Below are 19,599 nucleotides of genomic sequence, written 5' to 3'. Positions count from 1 at the left end.
GCGCCCGCCCCGGGGCAGGCCGCGCCGGTCCCTCAGCCCCGCAGGGGCCACGCCGCCACGTCGTCCTGCGGCTCCCCCGCGTACCGGGCGCATTCGTCCGTGAGGATCTCCAGCAGGGTCAGCGGGTCGGGCAGGGGAACTCCGGCCCCCGTACCCAGCTGACCCCCAGGTCACCGGGCAGCCGCGCGGGCGGCACCAGGACGTAGGACCCCCGGCAGTGCCACCGAAGGCCCGGGTGCTCGTCCATGGTCTCCGGGTGGCAGTCCAGCTCGCAGGGCCACCACTCGTCCTCGTCCTCGGGCGTGCCGCGCGTGGTGGTGAAGAACAGCATCCGCCCGTCGTCGTGCGCACCGGCGGACTCGGCCACCGGCCCCACCTCGACGCCCCGCGCGAGCAGCCGCTCCAGCGCGGCGCGCCCCGCGTCCAGCGGCACGTCGAGGACGTCGTGGACCATGCCGGTCGCGGTGATGAAGTTGGCGCCCGGCTGGTGCCGGGCCCAGCGCTCGATCTGCGCGCGGTCCGTGGTGGACTGCGTCTGCCAGGCGAAGGAGACGGGGTGCCGGGCGGGCGTGGGACAGCCGATGCGGTCGCAGGAACATCGGTAGCCGACGGGGTGCGCGGCGGGGGCGAGCGGCAGTCCCGCGGCGGCGACGGCGAGCAGCAGGTCCTCACGGCGCGCGTTCTCGGCGTCACCGTCCGCGCCCGAGCGGCCCCGTCGGCGCAGCCACTGGGAGATCCTGCCCTGCGCGCCGGACGTCCGGCCGAACTCAGCGCCCATCTATCCCCTCACCTCGCCGTCGTGCGGATCAGCATGACCTATGGTCGCACCATCCTGCTCCTCGGGGGGCCGTAGCCCCCATCCGGGGTAGCCGGGGCGGTTGAAGGCGCTGAAGGCGCTGGGTGAATAGCGCGTCATTGCGCGCTAAGGGACGATATGCGCTCCTACGGTGGTCGCCATGGTCACACGGACTGTGCTGTCAGCGGTCAGCGCCCTGGCCCTCACCGGGCCGACCGCCTTCCTGGCCCCGCTGGAGTGGGGCGGCGGCCCGCTCACCGTCGACGCGCTCCCGCCGGTCGTCTACACCGCGCACCGCGGCGGCGCCCTCGAAGTCCCCGAGAACAGCATGTCCGGCCTGGTGGCCGCGTTCGAGCGGGGCACGGCGCAGGTCATCGACTTCGATACGCGGATACTGCGCGACGGCACGATGGTGGTGATGCACGACGCGACCCTGGACCGCACGACGTACAGCACGGGCCCGGTGCGGGGGCTCTCGCGCGTCGAGTGGCAGGGCGTGCGCCTGAGGCCGCCGCGGGGCGTGCCGGGGCGCTGGCGGCCGGAGCGGCCGCCGACGGTGGCGGAGGTCCTGGACCGGTTCGGCGGCCGGGTCGTGCTGATGCTGGAGGCGAAGGACCCCGAGAGCGTGACCGAGCTGGGCGCGATGATCCACGCGCGGGGCCTGGCCCGGTCGGTGTTCGTGAACTCCAACAAGCCGTGGGTGGCCGAGCGCGCGCACCGCCTGGGCCTGCTGGCGCAGCTGTGGCGCTCGCAGCGGCAGCTGCGCTCGGACCGGCCCGAGCGCTGGGCGTCGTTCGTCGACGTCCTGGACGTGGACTACAAGGCGCGCGACCGCGACCTGGTCCGCGCGGTCAACTCCGGCATCCCCCGGGTGTGGGCGCACACCGTGACCACGCCGCGGCAGCGCGACCGCGTGCTGCGGCTCGGCTGCGACGGCGTCATCACGGACGCGCCGGGCCTGCTGTCGCGTACGCCGCTCAGGGGCGCCGCGAAGACCGCGGCCAAGGGCGCGGCCAAGAGCGCGGCCCGGGGCGCCGGGCGCGGCCGGGCGGCGGTTCCCGGCCCGGTCAGCGCGGGGTGATGCCGTACAGGGCGTACTCGACGAGCCGGTCGGCGTACGCGTGGCTGAGCGGGCCGGTGCGCTGCATCCAGCGCTGGGCGAGCGGCCCGGTCCACAGTTCGAGGGCGATGCGCGGGTCGACGTGGGGCGCGACCTCGCCGCGCTCCTGACCGGCGCGCAGCCGCTTCACATAGAGCTGGAGCTGCGGTTCGAGCAGCTTGGTGACGAACTCGGCGCCGAGGGCCTCGTTGACGACGCCCTCGGCGGCCAGGGCGCGGGCGGGGGCGTCGAACTTGGGGTCGGTCATCTCGTCGACGGTGGCGCGCAGGACGTACTTGAGGTCGGCCTCCAGGTCGCCGGTGTCCGGGATGTCCTGCGCGGGGGCGTCGAGCCCGGCCTCCTCGCTGAGCTGGGCGTTGGCCTGCTCGGCCAGGTCAAGGAAGGCGTCGAGCAGGACGTCGCTCTTGGAGGACCACCAGCGGTAGATGGTCTGCTTGCCGACGCCCGCGCGGGCGGCGATGGCCTCGATGGTCATCTTGCCGTAGCCGACCTCGCCGACGAGGGCGAGGGCGGCGTCGTAGATCGCGCGGCGCGAGCGCTCGCTGCGGCGCGTGGAGTCAGGGGCGGATTTCGTCACCATGCGTCGAATGTAGCAGCGCCACGAGACGCCGCGTCTCACCAATCGCGAGAGCGCCCACCCCCTCTCGATAAGCGCTACTCCCCCCTCGAAAAGCGCTGGGCCCCCGAAAAGCGCTGACCCCCTCGAAGAGCGCTGACCCTCCTCGAAAAGGACTAGACAAGACGGAACGTCTCGTCTAATCTCGAACCGTCAGCGAGACGAGACGTCTCGCCGAATGGTCCAGACGCCCCACGAAGGGGCGCTCACCACGGAATCAGGAGGCCCCACCATGGCGCGAAACGGATCCGGCATGCTCGGCGTGGGCGGCACCCGCAGCAACCTCTCCCGCGGCGCACTGCGCGGCGGGCGCGGCGCGGGCCGCGTCGGCGGCGGGCTCAGCCCCCAGCAGCAGAAACGCGAGCTGCTGCGCAGGCTCCAGCAGGAAAGGACGGCGAACGGCGACACGTGACCCCCGGGAGGGGTGCCCCGCACCCCGCCACCAGCAGCGCCCCCCCCCCGCAGCAAGTAGCGCGCACTGCCGCGCGGGCGGCGAACGGCCACGCATGACCCCGGGGGGCCGCTCCCCGTGGCGGGCCGGTGGAAATCGCGGCCCCAAATGCCCCGGGGCAGGGCGCAAAGCCCCCCGAAGGCCCGGTTCGCCGGAAGACGTCCGCGAGATATCCGCCCGCGACGCGGTTCATACCGCTCAGATCACTGCGCGAAGGCTCCTCAGACCGCACCATGGGCAGCAACAGCCCCTGCGGTTCGTGAGGAGCCTTCATTGCACCGAGTTGCCCGGCGCGCCACACCCCGGCGCTACCTGATGTGCCCACCCGCGCACTTCAAGGTCACGTACTCCATCAACCCGTGGATGGACCCCACCAAGCCCGTCGACGTCCCGCTCGCCGTCGCCCAGTGGGAGGACCTCCGCGACCGCTACCGCTCGCTCGGCCACACCGTCGAGGAGCTGACGCCCCGCCCCGACCTGCCCGACATGGTCTACGCGGCCAACGGCGCCACCGTGGTCGACGGCCGGGTCCTGGGCGCGAGCTTCGCCCACCCCGAGCGCCAGCCGGAGGCGGCGGCCCACCTGGAGTGGTTCCGCGCGCACGGCTTCACCCACGTCCACGAGCCCACCCACGTCAACGAGGGCGAGGGCGACTTCGCCGTCACGTCCTCCTACGTCCTCGCGGGCCGCGGCTTCCGCGCCAGCCCGCTGTCCCACGGCGAGGCGCAGGAGGTCTTCGGCCGCCCCGTCATCGGCCTCGACCTGGTCGACCCCCGCTACTACCACCTGGACACCGCGCTCGCGGTCCTGGACGACGCGACGGACGACGTCATGTACTACCCGGCGGCGTTCTCGCCGGGCAGCCAGGCCGTGCTGCGCAGGCTGTTCCCCGACGCGCTCATCGCCACGGAGCCGGACGCCGCGGCGCTCGGCCTCAACGCGGTCTCCGACGGCCTGCACGTGCTGCTCCCGCAGGCCGCCACCGGTCTCTTCGAGCCGCTGCGCGCACGCGGCTACGAGCCGATCGGCATGGACCTGAGCGAGCTGCTCAAGGGCGGCGGCAGCGTGAAGTGCTGCACGCAGGAGCTGCGGACGGGCTGACGCCCGCCGCCACGAGGTGCGGGCGGCCGGGTCCGTCCGCACCGCCTTCCCGGTCTCCCGGCCTTCCCGAGGGCTGTCCCGTACGACGGGACGGCGCCCTCTTCGGGGTGGTTCACCCCTGTTCGTCCCCCGTGTCCGGCCAGGCGTCGCCCCAGTCGGCGTCCCGGGCCTCGCGGTAGAGCGGGCCGTGGCGCTTGGTCACGGTCTCCCGGCGCAGCGCGCCGTCCGCGTCGCACAGCTCCAGGAGCACCTGCCCCTTGCGGATCTGCGGCTTGCGCACCACGCGCCGCGCGGCGGGCGCGAGCCCCTCGGCGGCGGCGCCGTCGCCCCGTACCGCCGCGACGAAGCTGAACTTCTCGTCCTCGTACGCCAGTGAGCCGCCCTTCACCTTGCGGTGCAGCGACGAGCGGCTGACCCGGGCCGAGAAGTGGCACCAGTCGGTGCCCGGCACGATCGGGCAGGCCGCGCTGTGCGGGCAGGGGGCCGCCACCGTGTACCCGGCCGCGACGAGCCGGTCCCGGGCCTCGATGACCCGGGCGTAGCCGTCCGGGGTGCCGGGCTCCACCACCACGACCGCGTCCGTGGCGGCGTCCGCCGCCGCGGTCACCACCGAGGCGCGGTCGGCCTCGGTCAGCTCGCCCAGGACGTACGAGATCGTGACCAGCGCCGTGGGCGCCACGGCGAGGGCGGCGCCGATGCGCTCCCGCTGCCAGCGGGCGCCCGCCAACTCGGCGTTGGCGCGGGCCAGTTCGCGGCCCAGGGCGAGGGCGGGCTCCGCCCAGTCCAGGACCGTCACCGGGCGCTCGCCCGGCCAGGTGGCGTTCACCGCCCAGGTCGCCGCGCCCGTGCCGCCGCCGATGTCCGTGTGCCCGGACGGGGCCCACCCCTCGGGGGTCGCGTCGGCGAACTCCCGCAGCGCGGAGCGGACCGCCTCGAAGGTGGCGGGCATGCGGTAGGCCGCGTACGCGGTGACGTCCGCGCGGTCCCGTAGGACGGGGGCCGCGGTGGGGGTGGCCCCCCGGTAGTTGGCGATCAGGCGGTCCACCGCCTGGGTCGCGGTCCGCGGGGGGAGGTCCTCGAGGAGGGCGGCGAGCGCGGCGCGGAGGGTCTCTGCGGGGGAAGGGTGGTCGTGCACCTGGTGATTTTAGGCGGTGCCCTCGCGGGTGCGCCCCAGACCCGCCCCTTTCCCGAAACCAGGGGGCCAGCCCCCTGGCACCCCCGTTCATCGCCGGGCTGGATACAGCCCACCCGCCCCGGAGGGGGCGGGTGGGCGGGAGAACATCCGCCGCGAAGCGGCGGATCACGGAGAGCCGAACACGGCGAGCAAGCGAGTGACCCAGCCCGTCCGGCGTTTGAGGACGAGGCGCGGAGCGCCGATGGAGGGCGGGGTGCTAGGGGCGGCGGCCCCTAGTTCGGGGAGGGGCGGGTCTGGGGCGCACCCGCGAGGGACGTCGCCAGGGCCGTGGCCGCCGCCCGCCGGGGCCCGTTGTCCGGGGGCCGACGCCGGGGGTGGACCGTGGTGGCGAGCAGGACGAGGTAGGAGCCCGAGGCCGGGTCGAGGACGAGGGACGTACCGGTGAATCCGGTGTGCCCGGCGGCACCCGCCCCGGCCAGCTCCCCCATGAACCACCCCTGGTCCACCCCGAAGCCGAGCCCCGGCGGCGCCAGCATCAGCTCGACGGAGGACGGCGCGAGCACCCCACCGCCCCCGGCCAGCAGCGCCCGGCAGAACACGGCGAGGTCCCGCGCGGTGGAGAAGAGCCCGGCGTGGCCCGCCACGCCCCCGAGCGCCCAGGCGTTCTCGTCGTGGACGACCCCGCGCAGCAGGCCCCGGTCGGCCTTGCCCCACGGCCGCCGCTGGTCCTCGGTGGCGGCGGCGCCGGGGCAGGGCCCGAAGCCGGTGGCGGTCATGCCGAGCGGCCGGGTGACGCCGTCGCGGACGAGGGCGTCCAGGGGGCGGCCGGTGACGCGCTCCAGGACGCGCTGGAGGAGGAGCAGGTTCAGGTCGGAGTAGAGGTAGGCGCCCGGCTCGTGGGCGGGTGCCTCCTCGCACAGGGCGCGCCACCGCGCCGGAACGTCGGGCAGGTCGTACAGCGGCAGCTCCGGCCGCAGGCCCGAGGTGTGCGTGAGCAGCTGCCGCACGGTGACGCCGTGCCGCGCGGCGCCGGTCAGCTCGGGGGCGTACCGGGCGACGGGCGCGTCGAGGGCGAGGGCGCCGCGCTCCAGCTGCCGCACGGCGACGACGGTGGTGAACAGCTTGGTGAGCGAGGCCAGGTCGAAGGGCGTGCCCACGGTCATGGGCACGCGCCGCTCGGGCGGCAGCTCCACGCCCGCGTCGGCCTCCTCGTCGTACGCCGCGTAGCGCACCGCCCAGCCCGCGGCCTCCTCGACCGCGATCACCGGGCCGCGGCCCGCGAGCACCACGGCGCCCGCGCACCAGGGCCGCTCCCCGCGCGTGAGGTCCCGTACGTCGCGGGCGAGGCGGCGCAGGGGCGCGGGGTCGAGTCCGGCGCTCTCGGGAGTGCCGGGGCGCGGGTCCCGGGGCGCGGTCAGCGGCTCGTCTCCCGCTCCGCGGCCGTGCGCTCCCCGCTCGTCCGCTGCCATGGGCGGCACAGTCCCACGAAGCAGGCGGCGGCCGCCACCGCGCACGCCAGCTGGACGACGGCCATCGGCACGGCCGTCTTCTCGCCCGCGATGCCGACCAGCGGCGAGGCGATCGCGCCGATGAGGAAGGAGGAGGTGCCGAGCAGCGCGGACGCGGAGCCCGCGGCGTGCTTGGTGCGCATCAGGGCGAGGGCGTTGGTGTTGGGCATCGCGAGGCCCATCGCCGACATCAGCACGAACAGGCCGACGGCGATCGGGGCGAGGCCGACCTCGCCGAACGCCCCGGCCGTCATCAGCAGCAGCGCGATCGCGGCGACGGCGATCACGGCGAGGCCGATGGCGAGCGCCTTGTCGAGGCTGACCCGGCCGACGAGCAGCTTGCCGTTGACCTGGCCGACGATGATCAGGCCGATGGAGTTCACGCCGAAGAGCAGGCTGAAGGTCTGCGGCGAGGCGCCGTAGATCTCCTGCACGACGAAGGGGGACGCGGAGATGTACGCGAACAGGGCGGCGAAGGCGAAGCCGCCCGCCACCATGTAGCCGGTGAACACGCGGTCGGCGAGCAGTTGGCGCATGGTCCGCAGCGCCGTGCCGACGCCGCCGCCGTGCCGGTCGGCGGGCGCCAGCGTCTCCGGCAGCAGGCGCCACACCAGGACCGTGAGCGCGACGCCGATCACCGTCAGGACGACGAAGATGCCGCGCCAGTCCGTCAGGCGCAGCACCTGGCCGCCGATCAGCGGCGCGACGACCGGGGCGACCCCGGAGATCAGCATCAGCGTGGAGAAGAACCGGGCCATCTCCACGCCGTCGTACAGGTCCCGGACCACGGCCCGCGCGATCACGATGGCCGCCGCGCCCGCGAGGCCCTGGACCAGGCGGAAGGCGATGAGCAGTTCCGCGGTGGGCGCGAACGCGCACACCGCGGTCGCCACCACGTAGACGAGCAGGCCGCTCAGGAGGGGCGTGCGGCGGCCCCACTTGTCGCTCATCGGCCCCACCACCAGCTGGCCGAGGGCCATGCCGAGGAGGCAGGCGGTGAGGGTGAGCTGGATGGTGGCGGCCGGGGCACTGAGCGCGTCCGTGACCTCCGGCAGGGCCGGGAGGTACATGTCCATGGACAGCGGGGGCATGGCGGTGAGGCCGCCGAGGATGAGGGTGACGAGGGTGCCGGTCGCCACGTGGCGGGCGACGGGTGGGGTGCCCGTCGCCCGCGCTGTCTCGCCCTCGGTCCGTATCTCCGCCATCGCGCCCCTCCCGGTAGCCATCGTTGTCCCCACCATCGTCTCAGGCCCAGCCGGGGGCTCCCGAATCCCGCCCCTTTCCCGAAACCCCGGGGGGCGCGGGGTTCCAGCCCGTCCGGCGTTTGAGGACGAGCCGCGGAGCGGCACCTAAGGCGGGGTGCCAGGGGCAGCCGCCCCTGGTTCGGGAAGGGGCGGGTCCGGGGCGCACCCCGCGAGGGCTACGCCGGGTGCAGGCCCGGGTTGCCCGCCTCCGTCACGAACGACGCGGCCGTCGTAATCGCGGCGCCGGGCGTCGTGATCCTGTCGACCGTCTTGAAGTCGGCCCGCGCCTCGTCCCGCCCGAGCGCCACGGTCACGTATCCGCGCCGCCCGTTGTAGAACTTCATGTGCGGGTTGGCCCGGGTGTAGGTCTCCCAGTTGGCGGGCCGCTCCGCCCCGTCCTTGCCGGAGGCGATGGACGTCGCGACGATCTCCGTGCCGACGACCTTGGACGACGGCTTGTCGAAGTCGTCGAGGATGTCGAAGGCGTAGCCGACGTGGACGTCGCCGGTGAGGACCATCAGGTTGTCGACCCGGGCCGAGCGCGCCCCGCGAGCACCCGCTGCCGGGAGGCGGCGTAGCCGTCCCAGGCGTCCATGCTGAGCTTGGAGACGGGCTTGTCCTCGAACTTGCGCTGGGAGAAGACGACCTGCTGCGGGACGACGTTCCACAGGGCGTGCGAGCGGCGCCAGCCGTCGATGAGCCAGCGCTCCTGGGAGGCGCCGGTGATGGTGCGCTTCGGGTCGAGGGACTCGGGCCCGGGCACGTGCGCCTTGTCGCCGTACGCCTGGTCGGAGCGGTACTGCCGGGTGTCGAGGATGTCGAACTGGGCGAGGCGGCCCCACTGCAGGCGGCGGTAGAGCTGCATGTCGGAGCCGGTGGGCCGCTGCGGGCGGCGCAGCGGCTGGTTCTCCCAGTACGCGCGGTACGCGGAGGCGCGGCGCAGCAGGAACTCCTCGGGCGGGTTGCCGTTCTCGTCGATGTCGTCGGCGTAGTTGTTCTCGACCTCGTGGTCGTCCCAGGTGACGACGAAGGGGTGGGCGGCGTGCGCGGCCCGCAGGTCGGGGTCGGACTTGTAGAGCGCGTACCGGCGGCGGTAGTCGTCGAGGGTCTGCGTCTCGCGGTTGAAGACGTCGGGCAGCACGCGGTCGGTGTAGTTGCGGGCGCCGCCGACGGAGTTCACGGCGTACTCGTAGAGGTAGTCGCCGAGGTGGAAGACCACGTCGACGTCGTCCTCGGCGAGGTGCTTGTACGCGGTGAAGTAGCCGTCGTGGTAGGCCTGGCAGGACACCGCGGCGAGGGTGAGGGCGCCGGCGCCGCCGTGGGCGCGCGGGGCGGTGCGGGTGCGGCCGGTGTCGGAGGTCCACTTGCCGGTGCGGAAGCGGTAGTAGTACTCGCGGTCGGCGTCGAGGTGGTCGACCTCGACGTGCACGGAGTGGTTGAACTCGGGGTGCGCGATGGCCGTGCCGCGTCTGACGGGGCGGCGGAAGCGCGGGTCGCGGGCCAGCTCCCAGTGGACGACGACGCGCTTGGCGGGCAGGCCGCCGTTCTCCTCGAAGGGTTTGGGCGCCAGGCGCGTCCACAGGAGGACGGAGCCGGGCTGCGGGTCGCCGGAGGCGACGCCGAGGGTGAAGGGGTCGTCGCCGACGCGGGCGGCGTCCAGCTCGGCGGCACCCGCGACTCCGGCCGTCGGCAGGTTGGTGGCGAAGGCGAGCGCGGCGGCGGCCCCGGTGACGGTGAGGAACCGGCGGCGGCCCAAGTGGCGGGCGGCGGCGCGCAGTTCGGGTGCGTGCTGTCCTGCGGGTGTCATGGTTCCCCTCCCCATACGAATGGCTGTACACGGCATTGAAATGGCGAGGGACGACGATGGACTGTCGCGTACACAACAGCCATATGGCGGGCAGATGATGTCCGCGTTGCGGGCCCTCCCGTACGCTGCGGCGCCATGAACGCTGAGCGAACGCCGCATCCGAACAGCACGAGCACGACGCCCCGGGCGGCCGTGGTGACCGGCGCGGGATCCGGAATCGGCCGTTCCGTAGCCCTGGAACTCCTGCGCGCGGGCTGGTCGGTGGCGCTCGCGGGCCGCCGCGAGGAGACGCTGCGGGAGACGGCGGAGCTGGCCGGGGACGGGCCGTCGGAGCGGACCCTGTGCGTGCGGACCGACGTCGCGCGGCCCGAGGACGTCGACGCGCTCTTCGACGCCGTGCGCGACCGCTTCGGGCGGCTCGACCTGCTCTTCAACAACGCCGGAACGTTCGGTCCGGGCGGCGTGCCGGTCGAGGAACTGCCCTACGACGCCTGGCGCCACGTCGTCGACACCAACCTCAACGGCGCGTTCCTGTGCGCCCAGGCGGCGTTCCGGCAGATGAAGGAGCAGGACCCGCGGGGCGGCCGGATCATCAACAACGGCTCCGTCTCCGCGCACGCGCCGCGCCCCCACTCCGTCGCGTACACGGCCACGAAGCACGCCCTGACCGGGCTGACCAAGTCCCTGTCCCTGGACGGCCGCCCGTACGACATCGCCGTGGGCCAGATCGACATCGGCAACGCCGCGACCGACATGACCGAGCGGATGCGGCGCGGGGTGCTCCAGGCCAACGGCGAGCTGAGGGCGGAGCCGGTGATGGACGTCGCCGACGTGGCGCGCACCGTGCGGCACATGGCGGAGCTGCCGCTGTCCGCGAACGTGCAGTTCGCGACGGTCCTCGCGACGACGATGCCGTACGTGGGGCGGGGCTGACGGGACGTCGGGACGGGCGGCACGGGGGCGAGGGCCGGGGGGGGCGAGGGGCCGGGGGCAGGCGGCGACCACGCGGCCTCGTACGGATTCCGTATCCGGGACAGGGACGAGTTCCGGTCACGCGCCGGAACCCGCTCACCCCTCCCGGCACACGCGGCTAAGCTCGCAGCCCTCCACACGAACTTCACACATGGAGCACATGTTGCGCATCCGTTCCGCGGCCACGGCCGTCCTCGCCGCCACCGCAGTCACGGCCCCGCTGCTCGTCGCCGCCCCGGCGTCCGCCGCCCCGCGCCACCAGGGCGGGCTGCACCTCGGCTACATCCAGTACGACAGCCCGGGCCGGGACACCTCCTCCCGCGCCTCGGTGAACGGTGAGTGGGTGAACATCCACAACAACACCGGGCGTCCGATCCAGCTCAGGGGCTACAAGCTCAAGGACAACAACGGCTACACGTACACCTTCGGCAGCTACAGGATCGGCGCCCACAAGACGGTGAAGGTCCGCACCGGCCAGGGCAGCGACCGGGCGGGCACCGTCTACTGGGGCCGCGGCTGGCACGTCTGGAACAACACCAGCGACAAGGCCCGCCTGATCAAGCCGAGCGGCGCGCAGCTCGACTCCTGCTCCTGGACGACCCGCGACGACGGCACCAAGAACTGCCACTGAGCCGCGCCGTCCGCACGCCGCCGCGCGGCCGGGAATAGCCCCCGGCCGCGCGGCGGTTGTCGGTCGGCATGAGCCTGAACGACCAGCACGCCGACGTCCTGCGGTACACCGCGTTCGCCACCGATCCGAAGGGCGGCAACCCGGCCGGGATCGTCCTCGACGCCAGCGGCCTCGACGACGCCGCCATGCTCGCGATCGCCGCGGACCTCGGCTACAGCGAGTCGGCGTTCCTCACTCCCGGCCCCGCCGGGCTCGGCCCCGAGGGCCGCGCGTTCACCGTGCGCTACTTCTCGCCGCGGGCCGAGGTGCCGTTCTGCGGCCACGCCACCGTGGCGACGGCGGTCGCGCTCGCCGAGCGCGGCGGCCCCGGCGACTTCGTCTTCGCCACCCCGGCGGGCACGGTGCCGGTCACCGTCGCCGAGGACGACGGGGTGCTGCGGGCGACCCTCACCAGCGTCGAGCCGCGCGTCGAACAGGCCGCGGCGGCCGACGTCACCGAGGCCCTGGCCGCGCTCGGCTGGTCGGCCGACGAACTCGACCCGGACCTGCCCCCGCGCATCGCCTTCGCGGGCGCCCGCCACCTGGTCCTCGCGGCCGCCACCCGCGAGCGGCTCGCCGACCTCGCGTACGACTTCGACCGCCTGAAGGCGCTGATGCTCCGCCTGGACCTGACGACGGTCCAACTGGTGTGGCGCGACCCGGACACGGAGTACGTCTTCCACGTCCGCGACCCGTTCCCGGTGGGCGGCGTCGTCGAGGACCCGGCGACGGGCGCGGCGGCAGCGGCGTTCGGCGCCTACGCGCGCGAGCTGGGCCTGGTCCCGGCCGCCGCGGAACTCACCCTGTACCAGGGCGCGGACATGGGGCGGCCCGGGGTGCTCACGGTCGGTCTGCGGGAAGGGGACGCGCGGGTGCGGGTGTCGGGGGCGGCGGTGCGGATCCCGTCCTGACCGGCGGATCCCGTCCTGACCGGCGGGCCTTTCCGGCCCCCCGTCGGCCCCTTTCGGCCCCCGCCCGGTTCAGGCCTGGCCGGTCTCGAAGCGGGAGATCCGGCCGCCGTCCACCGTGAACCGCCAGGTGGTGCGCATGGCGCCCCAGGTGTCGTTGCGGTAGTTCGCCACCAGGGCGCGGCCGTCGTCCGCCTCCGACTCGACGTCCATACGGCCGTTGGAGGAGAAGGCCTCGCGGTCCAGCCACTCCCGGAGGTTCCGGTCGGAGCCGTCGTCGGACATGGTCGCGCCCGGGGTGAGGACGGCGTACAGGGCGTTCTGGTCGCCCGCGTTCAGGGCCGTGACGAAGGCCCTGACCGTGGGGTCGCTGAGCTGGTCCACGGGAATGGTCATGCGTCCACGGTCACACCGGGGCGGGGGGCTCGCCACCGGGGGCCGCCGGGGGCCGCCGGGCCGGGGGTGGCGCCGGGCCCGCCGCCGGGAAAAGGCGTCGTGGTGCCGCGGGCCGGGCGCGTAGCTTGCCCGTATGACCTCGACCGACGTACCCCGTCTGACCCGGCTCACCTTCCACGGCCCGCTGTCCCAGGCCCGCGCCGACCGCATCGCGGCGCGCGCCGCCGAGGCCCTGCTGCGCCGCACCGGCGGCGCGGGCACCGTGCTCGACCTCGGCTGCGGCTGGGGGGAGCTGACCCTGCGCGTCCTGGAACGGGCCCCCGGAGCCACGGGGGTCGGCGTCGACCTCAACGAGGCGGACCTGGAGCGGGGCCGTGCGGCGGCGCGGGAGCGCGGGCTCGACGGCCGCGTGGAGTTCGCCGCGGAGTCGGCCACGGACACCGCGCGCGGCCCCGCCGACGTCGTCCTCTGCCTCGGCTCCGCGCAGGCCCTGCGCCCGGCCGGTGCCGAACCCCCGCACACCGCGGAGGCGTTGCGCGCGCTGCGCCGACTGGTGCGGCCCGGGGGCCGGGTGGTGCTCGGCGAGGGGTTCTGGGAGCGGACGCCCACCGCGGCGGAGCTGGCGGCGATGTGGCCGGGCGCCCGCGCCGACGAGCACCTGGGCCTGGCGGACCTCGTGGACGCGGCGGTCGCGGCGGGCTTCCGGCCGCTGTGGGTGGAGACGGCGAGCGACGAGGAGTGGCAGGAGTTCGAGTCCGCGTACCTCGCCGACACCGAGGAGTGGCTGGCCGCGAACGCGGGGCACCCGGAGGCCGAGGCCGTCCGCGAGCGCGCCGACGGGCACCGGTCCGCCTGGCTGCGCGGCTACCGCGGCGTCCTCGGCCTGGCCTATCTGACGCTGGTGCCGGTGGGCTGAGGCAGCCCCCGCCCCCGGGGGCGCGGATGCCGCCGCCCGCCGTCCGGGCGGCGGCTCCCCGGCGGTGCCGGTCGGGGGGCGCCCGCGTACGGGACGTCCCGTACGCGGCGCTCAGAAGGTGAACGGCCCCGGCTGCTGCGCCGACGTCGCGTTGCAGGTCACCGTGATGCCGAAGACGACGACCTTGAGGGACGTGGCGGAGAGCCGGTCGCCGGGGGCGACGGTGCCGTTGAGCGGGCCGCTGGAGATGGGGCTGCCCGCGGGTATGGCCGGGTTGGCGCTGCCGGTGAACGTGGTGGTGCCGCCGGTGGCCTTGGCGAGGGTGAGGGTGGAGTTGACGGCGCCCGCGCCGACGTCGACCGGCGCCTTGATGGCATCCGTGGCCACGGTGATGGTGGCCGCCGTGCCGTTCTGCGTGGCCTTCAGGGAGGCCGAACCCGAGCCGAACGAACCGCACTCGAAGGCGATCGTCGCCTCCTGCGGCTCCACCGCGCCCGCGGCGGGCGCGAGGGCGAGGGCGCCGATGGCGACCGCCGCGCCGCCCATCGCCGTACCGAGGGCGAATCTGCCGTGCCTCATGAGGGGCCTGCTTTCCATGGGGGGGATGTGGGGTGCCGCCTCGCCGGACGCGCCGCCGGGTCCCCGACGGGTGCCGTTCGCACCACATCTGACAGAGCGTCAGCGAAGCGGGTCGTGGGCATTGAGGCACAGCACCCCCGAGGGGGCAAGACACACCCTCATGATTCTTGTCATGTCACGACCAAAACCGGCCGCACGCCCCGAAGCCACCACGACGCCGCCCCCATGCCGCCCCCATGCCGCCCCAATGCCGCCCCGAGGGGCCCTCTCCCCCACCGCCGCCCCCTCGACATCCCGTACGAACGCACACCTTCTCGAAGGTGTCCCTCCGGTGAACCGATACCATCGCGGCACCACTGTGATCCGACCATCCGACCAGGGGGCCGCCATGTCCGAACCGCGCCTGGGTGTGGCCATCGTGACGATGGGCAACCGCCCGAAGGACGTCGACGCCCTCCTGGAGTCCGTCGCCAAACAGGACGTCCCGCCCACCCGCGTGGTCATCGTGGGCAACGGCACCGAGCTGCCGGACTTCCCCGCCTACCCCGGCGAGGTCACCGCGATCGAGCTGGACGAGAACCTGGGCTGCCCCGGGGGCCGCAACGTGGCCCTCGCCCGGCTGCGCGAGTTCGGCGACGTGGACGTGGCGATCGAGCTGGACGACGACGGGCTGCTGGTCGACCCCGATGTGTTCCGCACGGTCCAGCGGCTGTTCGCCGAGGACCCGCGGCTCGGCATCGTCGGCTTCCGCATCGCCGACGAGACCGGCGAGACCCAGCGGCGCCACGTCCCGCGGCTGCGCGCCAAGGACCCCATGCGCCGGGGCCTGGTCACGTCCTTCCTCGGCGGCGGCCACGCCTTCTCCATGGACATGCTGGCCGAGACCGGCGACTGGCCCGCCGACTTCTTCTTCACCCACGAGGAGACCGACCTGGCCTGGCGGGCGCTGGACGCGGGCTGGAAGGTCCTGTACGAACCCGCGCTGCTGCTCCAGCACCCCAAGACCTCCCCCGCCCGGCACGCCGTCTACTACCGCATGACGGCCCGCAACCGCGTCTGGCTCGCCCGGCGCCGCCTGCCGCTGCCCCTCATTCCCCTCTACCTGACGGTGTGGACCCTGCTCACGCTCCTGCGCACCCGCTCCCTCGGCGGCCTGCGCGCCTGGGCGGGCGGCTTCGTCGAGGGCGTACGGACCTCGGGCGGCGAGCGGCGGCCGATGAGCTGGCGGACGGTGTGGCGCATGACGCGCCTGGGCCGCCCGCCGGTGATCTGACCGCCGCCCGCGTCCCACCGGGCCCACCGCGCGGACGACGATCCCTTCGGCGCACGACGTGAGCGCCGCACCCCCGCGCCCCCGCACCCGCGCGCCCACGGCTCGATCAGACCCGCCCTGATCACGTACCGAGCCAGGGCGCGCCAGTCGCGCAGACCCGGAGCGGCGGACGATGTCACGCACGACGCGCCCCGGCCGCCCGCCAGTGACCGCCGCGGACGACGAGCGGGACGCGGACGACAATCCACTCGACGCACGACGTGAGCACCGCCCCGGCGCGCAGCCGCCCCGCACGGCACCGCTCCCCCGCACCCCCGCGCCTACGGCTCGATCAGACCCGCCCTGATCGCGTACCGAGCCAGGGCGCGCCAGTCGCGCAGACCCGGAGCGGCGGACGATGTCACGCACGACGCGCTACGGCGGGCAGCCGCCCCGCACGGCGCCGCTCCCCGCACCCCCGCGCCCCCGCGCCTACGGCTCGATCAGGCCCGCCCTGATCGCGTACCGGGTGAGGGCGAGCCGGTCGCGCAGGCCGAGCTTCTGGAGCAGGTTCGCGCGGTGCCGCTCGACCGTCTTGGCGCTGATGTTCAGGAGGTCCGCGATCTCCCTGGACGAATGGCCCTCGGCGACCAGCTTGAGGATCTCCTCCTCCCGGTCGGTGATGGCCTTGCGGGGCAGGTCGCGGCCCTGCCGTACGAGGGCGAGGTACTTGCGGATCAGCGTGCTCTCGGCACCCGGGTAGATGAACGGCTCGTTGCGCATGGCCGCGCGGCACGCGGCGACCAGGTCGCGGTCGGCGACGGACTTGAGCACGTAGCCACAGGCGCCCGCGCGCAGGGCCTCGAAGAAGTACTGCTCGTTGTCGTACATCGTCAGGATCAGGATGCGGGGCCCGTCGGGCAGCCGGGACAGCTCCCGGGCCGCCTGGAGCCCGGTGAGCCGGGGCATCGCCACGTCCAGCACCACGAGATCGGGCCGCGCCTGGCGCGCCAGCGCGACCGCCTCGGCCCCGTCCCCCGCCTCCGCCACCACGGTGAGGTCGTCCTCGCCGTCCAGGATCAACCGGACCCCCCGGCGCACCAGGGCGTGATCGTCGGCGAGCAGGATCCGGGCGGGGGCGGTCATACGGGGTCCTCCTCACGGCGGGCCCCGGCGGGGCGGAGTCCGGAGCCCCCGCGGCCGGTCCCGGCGGGACGCGCGGTGTCCGGGGCGGGGGTCACGTCCGTCTCGTCGGGCGGCACGGCACCCTGCCGCTCCCCAGCCGGACGCACGCCCCCGAGACCAGCCTCGACGGGACGCACACTGCCCGGGCCCCTACCGGCGAAACGCCCGGCGGCACAGCCGTCCCCAGCGGCGGAGGCGGCGGAGGCGGCACCAGCGGCGAAGCGCACGGCGGCCTCGCCTCCCGCCACGGGGCCGATCCCGAGATCCGGCGCGGAGGCCGGGCCCGTGCCACTGGAGCGCACGGTGTCCGGGGCAGGGGCCACGGCGGTCTCCGGGGGGCGCGCCGTGGAGTGGCCGGTGCCGGTCAGCGGCGCGACGCCCGGCGCTGGGGCGATCGGCGGCGCGGCGCCCGGCACGGGGGCGGGCGGCGGGGTGGTCGTGCCGGGGCGGGTGGTGGCGGTGCGGGTCGACGGGACCCAGAGCCGGACGATCGTGCCCGGCCCCGCCGGATCCGCGCCCACGGTGAGGCGGCCCCCGATGAGCAGCGCCCGCTCCCGCATGCCCCTGATGCCGGAGCCCTCCGCGGCGGCGCCCATGCCGCCGCCCGCGTCGCGCACGACAAGCTCCACCCCGTCCCGTACGCACCGCAGGGCGAGGCCCGCGCGGCCCGTGCCCGCGTGGCGCGCGGCGTTGGTCAGCGCCTCCTGCGTGACCCGGTACACCACCAGCTCGGCCTCCTGGTCCAGGCGCGGCAGCCCGGCGTCGAAGCGGTCCCGGACGGCCAGGCCGGACTCGGTGAACTCGGCGGCCAGCGCCCGCAGGCCGCTGACGAGCCCCAGGTCCTCCAGGACCCCCGGCCGCAGCCGACGCGCGATGCGGCGGATCTCGTCGAGGCTGGCCCGCGTGGTCTCCTGCACCGCGGACAGCTCCTCCCGCAGCGGACCGGGCGCCCGGTCCGCGGCCCGCTTGACCTGGAGCAGCACGGCGGTGAGGGTCTGGCCGACCTCGTCGTGCAGCTCGCGGGCGACGCGGCGCCGCTCCCCCTCCTGCGCGGACAGGGCACGCGCGCTGCTGGTGGCGCGCTCCGCCTCCAGCCGATCGAGCATGGCGTTGAACGTGCCGATCAGCTGGGCCACCTCCCCCTGCCCGGCGGGCACCGGCCGCGCCCCCGGCCGCAGCAGGTCGGCGGCGGCCATGGCCCGGGACAGCTTCTGCAGGGGGCCGAGCCCCACGCGCAGCAGGACGGCGTTGGCCACCAGCATCGCGGCGAGCCCGCCGAGCACCACCAGCGCCTCGCCCAGCAGGACGGGGCTGGACACGGTCACCATGGGGCTCAGCAGCAGGAGCGCGGCCACCACGAGAACCACGGCGTTCAGCAAGAAGATCCGCCAGAACAGCGACACCCGCGCTCCTTCCCTTCGTACGGCACCGTCCCATCCTCCCGGATCGGACACGGCCTGCTGTGTCCGGGCATGTCAGCGCATACGACCGCATCGGCGGTCGCCTCGGCACATGCCCGGAACAGCTTCGGATGTCAGGAGCACGCCGTCCATACGTGCCGACACCCATTCCGGTACGGACGGCACGTCCCGTACGGACGGCACCCCTTCCGGTACGGAGGGACGGCACCCGTTCCCGTACGGAGGGGGCGGGAAGGGCGGGGCTCAGCTCACGGGCGGGCGTAGCCCCAGCCCGTATCGAAGGAGCCCGTAGCGAAGGACCCCGTGCCGAAGGACCCCGTGGCGAAGGACCGGACCCCGCGCGGGCCGCGCGCGGGCGGGAGGGACGTGTGGGCCATGCCCCTCACTCTGGTTCAGGTCAGCGGCCCCAACCAGTGTTGCCGTGTTGCCTGTTGAAGGAAACAGTGGCGGGTCCGGCGGCGGGTCCAGGAGACTGCCGGGGCCGGGTTCGTTCACCAGTTCTCACGTGCAGAGGTATTCATGGCGTCCGCTGCCGCACCGCACTCCACCGCGCCCCTGAGCGTCGTCGTCGACACCGACCCGGGGGTGGACGACGCGTGGGCCCTGCTCTACCTGGCGGCCCAGCCCGGCGTGGAGATCGTCGCGGTCGGCGCGGCGCACGGGAACGTACCGACCCGGCAGGCCGCGGAGAACGCGCTGCGCGTCCTGGACGCGGCGGGCCTGACCGACGTACCGGTCGCCGTGGGGCACCCGGGCCCGCTGGCCCAGCCCGTGGCGACGGCGGAGTTCGTGCACGGCGCGGACGGCCTCGGCGGGCAGGCGGGACCCGCGTCGGCGCGCCGCCCGGTGGCGGAGTCGGCGGCGGAGCAGCTGGTGCGGCTGGCCCGGGAGCGGCCGGGCGAGCTGACGCTGCTTGCGCTCGCGCCGCTGACCAACGTGGCCCTGGCGCTGCGCATGGAGCCGCGCCTGCCGCGGCTGCTGCGGGGCGTCGTGCACATGGGCGGCGCGATCCGCGTGCCGGGCAACTACTCCCCGTGGGCCGACGCCAACACCGGGCACGACCCGGAGGCCGCGGAGGAGGTCATGCGGGCCGGTTTCGCGCTGACGCTGGTCCCCCTGGACGTCACCCAGGGCGCCTGGGCGGACGGCCCGTGCCTGGACGAGGTGGCGGCGGCACCGTCGGCGACGGCCCGCTTCGCCTCGCGGATCCTCGACACGTACGTCGGGATCTACAGCTCGGTGAGCGGCGCCCGCGGCTGTGTGATGCACGACCCGCTGGCCGCCGCGATCCTGCTCGACGAGCAGCTAGCGCAGTACGAGGAGCGGCAGGTGGTGGTGGAGCTGGTGGGCCACTGCCGGGGGGCGACGCTGGTCGACGACCGTCCCTTCACGACCCCCGACACGGGCATCCTCGACGGCCGTCCTCCGGTGCGGATCGCGGCGGCGGCGGACACGGCGACGGCGCTGGAGCGGATCCGCAAGGCCCTGGTGACGGGCCCGGCCACCGCCTGAGCCCGGCCCC

General features: G+C 74.7%; 16 protein-coding genes and 3 pseudogenes. 9 read left to right on the top strand and 10 right to left on the bottom strand.

Annotated elements, in window-relative coordinates:
• Nucleotides 1-32 precede the first annotated feature (32 nt).
• Nucleotides 33-778, bottom strand: a pseudogene (locus ACOBQU_RS27835) (bifunctional DNA primase/polymerase).
• A gap of 178 nt (nt 779-956) precedes the next feature.
• Between ACOBQU_RS27835 and ACOBQU_RS27830 the strand changes: the two are divergent.
• Nucleotides 957-1,877 carry a glycerophosphodiester phosphodiesterase gene (locus tag ACOBQU_RS27830; RefSeq protein WP_423630625.1) on the top strand — a complete coding sequence of 307 codons (921 nt, stop codon included), beginning with the start codon at nt 957-959 and terminating at the stop codon, nt 1,875-1,877.
• On the opposite strand, the gene ACOBQU_RS27825 is transcribed toward ACOBQU_RS27830, so the two are convergent.
• A complete protein-coding gene (locus ACOBQU_RS27825) occupies nt 1,864-2,496 on the bottom strand; it encodes a TetR/AcrR family transcriptional regulator (protein WP_423630624.1) in 633 nt (210 codons plus the stop codon). The two genes, ACOBQU_RS27830 and ACOBQU_RS27825, sit on opposite strands and share 14 nt — an antisense overlap.
• A gap of 268 nt (nt 2,497-2,764) precedes the next feature.
• On the opposite strand from ACOBQU_RS27825, the gene ACOBQU_RS27820 reads away from it, so the two are divergent.
• Both ACOBQU_RS27820 and ddaH read left to right on the top strand, forming a co-directional pair.
• Entirely contained in the window at nt 2,765-2,944 is a 180-nt protein-coding gene (locus ACOBQU_RS27820; RefSeq protein ID WP_423630622.1) for a DUF6243 family protein, read from the top strand.
• 312 nt (nt 2,945-3,256) lie between these two features.
• Nucleotides 3,257-4,084, top strand: coding sequence for a dimethylargininase (gene ddaH / locus ACOBQU_RS27815; protein ID WP_423630620.1), 828 nt, complete (start codon nt 3,257-3,259; stop codon nt 4,082-4,084).
• A 112-nt stretch (nt 4,085-4,196) separates the two neighbouring features.
• Here ddaH and ACOBQU_RS27810 read toward each other — a convergent pair whose 3' ends face one another.
• From ACOBQU_RS27810 to ACOBQU_RS27795, 4 genes and pseudogenes are all read right to left on the bottom strand, one after another.
• Nucleotides 4,197-5,219, bottom strand: a complete 1,023-nt coding sequence (locus ACOBQU_RS27810) for a small ribosomal subunit Rsm22 family protein (protein WP_423630618.1) — start codon at nt 5,217-5,219, stop codon at nt 4,197-4,199.
• Between the two features lie 272 nt (nt 5,220-5,491).
• Nucleotides 5,492-6,688: a serine hydrolase domain-containing protein gene (locus tag ACOBQU_RS27805; protein WP_423630616.1), complete on the bottom strand. Its 1,197-nt coding sequence runs from the start codon at nt 6,686-6,688 to the stop codon at nt 5,492-5,494.
• Complete coding sequence (locus tag ACOBQU_RS27800; protein WP_423630614.1) at nt 6,634-7,932, bottom strand: multidrug effflux MFS transporter; 1,299 nt, start codon at nt 7,930-7,932, stop codon at nt 6,634-6,636. The genes ACOBQU_RS27805 and ACOBQU_RS27800 overlap by 55 nt, the downstream gene beginning before the upstream one ends.
• A 215-nt stretch (nt 7,933-8,147) precedes the next feature.
• Nucleotides 8,148-9,778 (bottom strand): annotated as a pseudogene (locus ACOBQU_RS27795) (alkaline phosphatase D family protein).
• A gap of 135 nt (nt 9,779-9,913) precedes the next feature.
• Between ACOBQU_RS27795 and ACOBQU_RS27790 the strand changes: the two are divergent.
• From ACOBQU_RS27790 to ACOBQU_RS27780, 3 genes are all read left to right on the top strand, one after another.
• The gene (locus ACOBQU_RS27790; RefSeq protein ID WP_423630612.1) at nt 9,914-10,711 is read left to right on the top strand and encodes an SDR family oxidoreductase; all 798 of its coding nucleotides are present in this window, start codon (nt 9,914-9,916) and stop codon (nt 10,709-10,711) included.
• Between the two features lie 202 nt (nt 10,712-10,913).
• A complete protein-coding gene (locus tag ACOBQU_RS27785; RefSeq protein ID WP_423634755.1) occupies nt 10,914-11,381 on the top strand; it encodes a lamin tail domain-containing protein in 468 nt (155 codons plus the stop codon).
• A gap of 68 nt (nt 11,382-11,449) precedes the next feature.
• Nucleotides 11,450-12,331: a PhzF family phenazine biosynthesis protein gene (locus ACOBQU_RS27780; RefSeq protein WP_423630610.1), complete on the top strand. Its 882-nt coding sequence runs from the start codon at nt 11,450-11,452 to the stop codon at nt 12,329-12,331.
• 69 nt (nt 12,332-12,400) lie between these two features.
• Here the strand turns inward: ACOBQU_RS27780 and ACOBQU_RS27775 are convergent, their stop codons facing one another.
• Complete coding sequence (locus ACOBQU_RS27775; protein WP_423630608.1) at nt 12,401-12,724, bottom strand: nuclear transport factor 2 family protein; 324 nt, start codon at nt 12,722-12,724, stop codon at nt 12,401-12,403.
• Nucleotides 12,725-12,857: 133 nt separating this feature from the next.
• Here ACOBQU_RS27775 and ACOBQU_RS27770 point away from each other — a divergent pair, with 133 nt between their 5' ends.
• Nucleotides 12,858-13,640, top strand: a complete 783-nt coding sequence (locus ACOBQU_RS27770; RefSeq protein WP_423630606.1) for an SAM-dependent methyltransferase — start codon at nt 12,858-12,860, stop codon at nt 13,638-13,640.
• 111 nt (nt 13,641-13,751) lie between these two features.
• Here the strand turns inward: ACOBQU_RS27770 and ACOBQU_RS27765 are convergent, their stop codons facing one another.
• On the bottom strand, nt 13,752-14,219 hold the full coding sequence (locus tag ACOBQU_RS27765) for a hypothetical protein (protein WP_423630604.1): 468 nt from the start codon (nt 14,217-14,219) through the stop codon (nt 13,752-13,754).
• 388 nt (nt 14,220-14,607) lie between these two features.
• On the opposite strand from ACOBQU_RS27765, the gene ACOBQU_RS27760 reads away from it, so the two are divergent.
• Nucleotides 14,608-15,492 (top strand): glycosyltransferase family 2 protein, encoded by an 885-nt coding sequence (locus ACOBQU_RS27760; protein ID WP_423630603.1) that lies wholly within the window; start codon nt 14,608-14,610, stop codon nt 15,490-15,492.
• Between the two features lie 471 nt (nt 15,493-15,963).
• On the opposite strand, the gene ACOBQU_RS27755 is transcribed toward ACOBQU_RS27760, so the two are convergent.
• Together ACOBQU_RS27755 and ACOBQU_RS27750 are read right to left on the bottom strand one after the other, a co-directional pair.
• The gene (locus tag ACOBQU_RS27755; RefSeq protein WP_423630601.1) at nt 15,964-16,617 is read right to left on the bottom strand and encodes a response regulator; all 654 of its coding nucleotides are present in this window, start codon (nt 16,615-16,617) and stop codon (nt 15,964-15,966) included.
• A 422-nt stretch (nt 16,618-17,039) separates the two neighbouring features.
• A pseudogene (locus ACOBQU_RS27750) lies at nt 17,040-18,059 on the bottom strand (sensor histidine kinase); the annotation flags it as partial.
• 537 nt (nt 18,060-18,596) lie between these two features.
• Between ACOBQU_RS27750 and ACOBQU_RS27745 the strand changes: the two are divergent.
• Nucleotides 18,597-19,589: a nucleoside hydrolase gene (locus tag ACOBQU_RS27745; RefSeq protein ID WP_423630600.1), complete on the top strand. Its 993-nt coding sequence runs from the start codon at nt 18,597-18,599 to the stop codon at nt 19,587-19,589.
• The last annotated feature ends 10 nt before the right edge of the window (nt 19,590-19,599 follow it).

This window comes from Streptomyces sp. G45 (assembly GCF_049542095.1).
Taxonomy (GTDB): Bacteria; Actinomycetota; Actinomycetes; order Streptomycetales; family Streptomycetaceae; genus Streptomyces.
The sequence above is the reverse complement of the archived record's forward strand: the minus strand, read 5'-3'. Positions and strand labels throughout refer to the sequence as shown.

Excerpts from the sequence above, each read along its gene's own strand:
- ACOBQU_RS27780 (WP_423630610.1), top strand. The coding sequence starts at position 11,450 with ATGAGCCTGAACGACCAGCACGCCGACGTCCTGCGGTACACCGCGTTC.
- ACOBQU_RS27775 (WP_423630608.1), bottom strand. The coding sequence starts at position 12,724 with ATGACCATTCCCGTGGACCAGCTCAGCGACCCCACGGTCAGGGCCTTC.
- ACOBQU_RS27745 (WP_423630600.1), top strand. The coding sequence starts at position 18,597 with ATGGCGTCCGCTGCCGCACCGCACTCCACCGCGCCCCTGAGCGTCGTC.
- ACOBQU_RS27805 (WP_423630616.1), bottom strand. The coding sequence starts at position 6,688 with ATGGCAGCGGACGAGCGGGGAGCGCACGGCCGCGGAGCGGGAGACGAG.
- ACOBQU_RS27760 (WP_423630603.1), top strand. The coding sequence starts at position 14,608 with ATGTCCGAACCGCGCCTGGGTGTGGCCATCGTGACGATGGGCAACCGC.
- ACOBQU_RS27830 (WP_423630625.1), top strand. The coding sequence starts at position 957 with ATGGTCACACGGACTGTGCTGTCAGCGGTCAGCGCCCTGGCCCTCACC.
- ACOBQU_RS27755 (WP_423630601.1), bottom strand. The coding sequence starts at position 16,617 with ATGACCGCCCCCGCCCGGATCCTGCTCGCCGACGATCACGCCCTGGTG.
- ACOBQU_RS27765 (WP_423630604.1), bottom strand. The coding sequence starts at position 14,219 with ATGAGGCACGGCAGATTCGCCCTCGGTACGGCGATGGGCGGCGCGGCG.
- ACOBQU_RS27800 (WP_423630614.1), bottom strand. The coding sequence starts at position 7,932 with ATGGCGGAGATACGGACCGAGGGCGAGACAGCGCGGGCGACGGGCACC.
- ACOBQU_RS27825 (WP_423630624.1), bottom strand. The coding sequence starts at position 2,496 with ATGGTGACGAAATCCGCCCCTGACTCCACGCGCCGCAGCGAGCGCTCG.
- ACOBQU_RS27820 (WP_423630622.1), top strand. The coding sequence starts at position 2,765 with ATGGCGCGAAACGGATCCGGCATGCTCGGCGTGGGCGGCACCCGCAGC.
- ACOBQU_RS27770 (WP_423630606.1), top strand. The coding sequence starts at position 12,858 with ATGACCTCGACCGACGTACCCCGTCTGACCCGGCTCACCTTCCACGGC.
- ACOBQU_RS27790 (WP_423630612.1), top strand. The coding sequence starts at position 9,914 with ATGAACGCTGAGCGAACGCCGCATCCGAACAGCACGAGCACGACGCCC.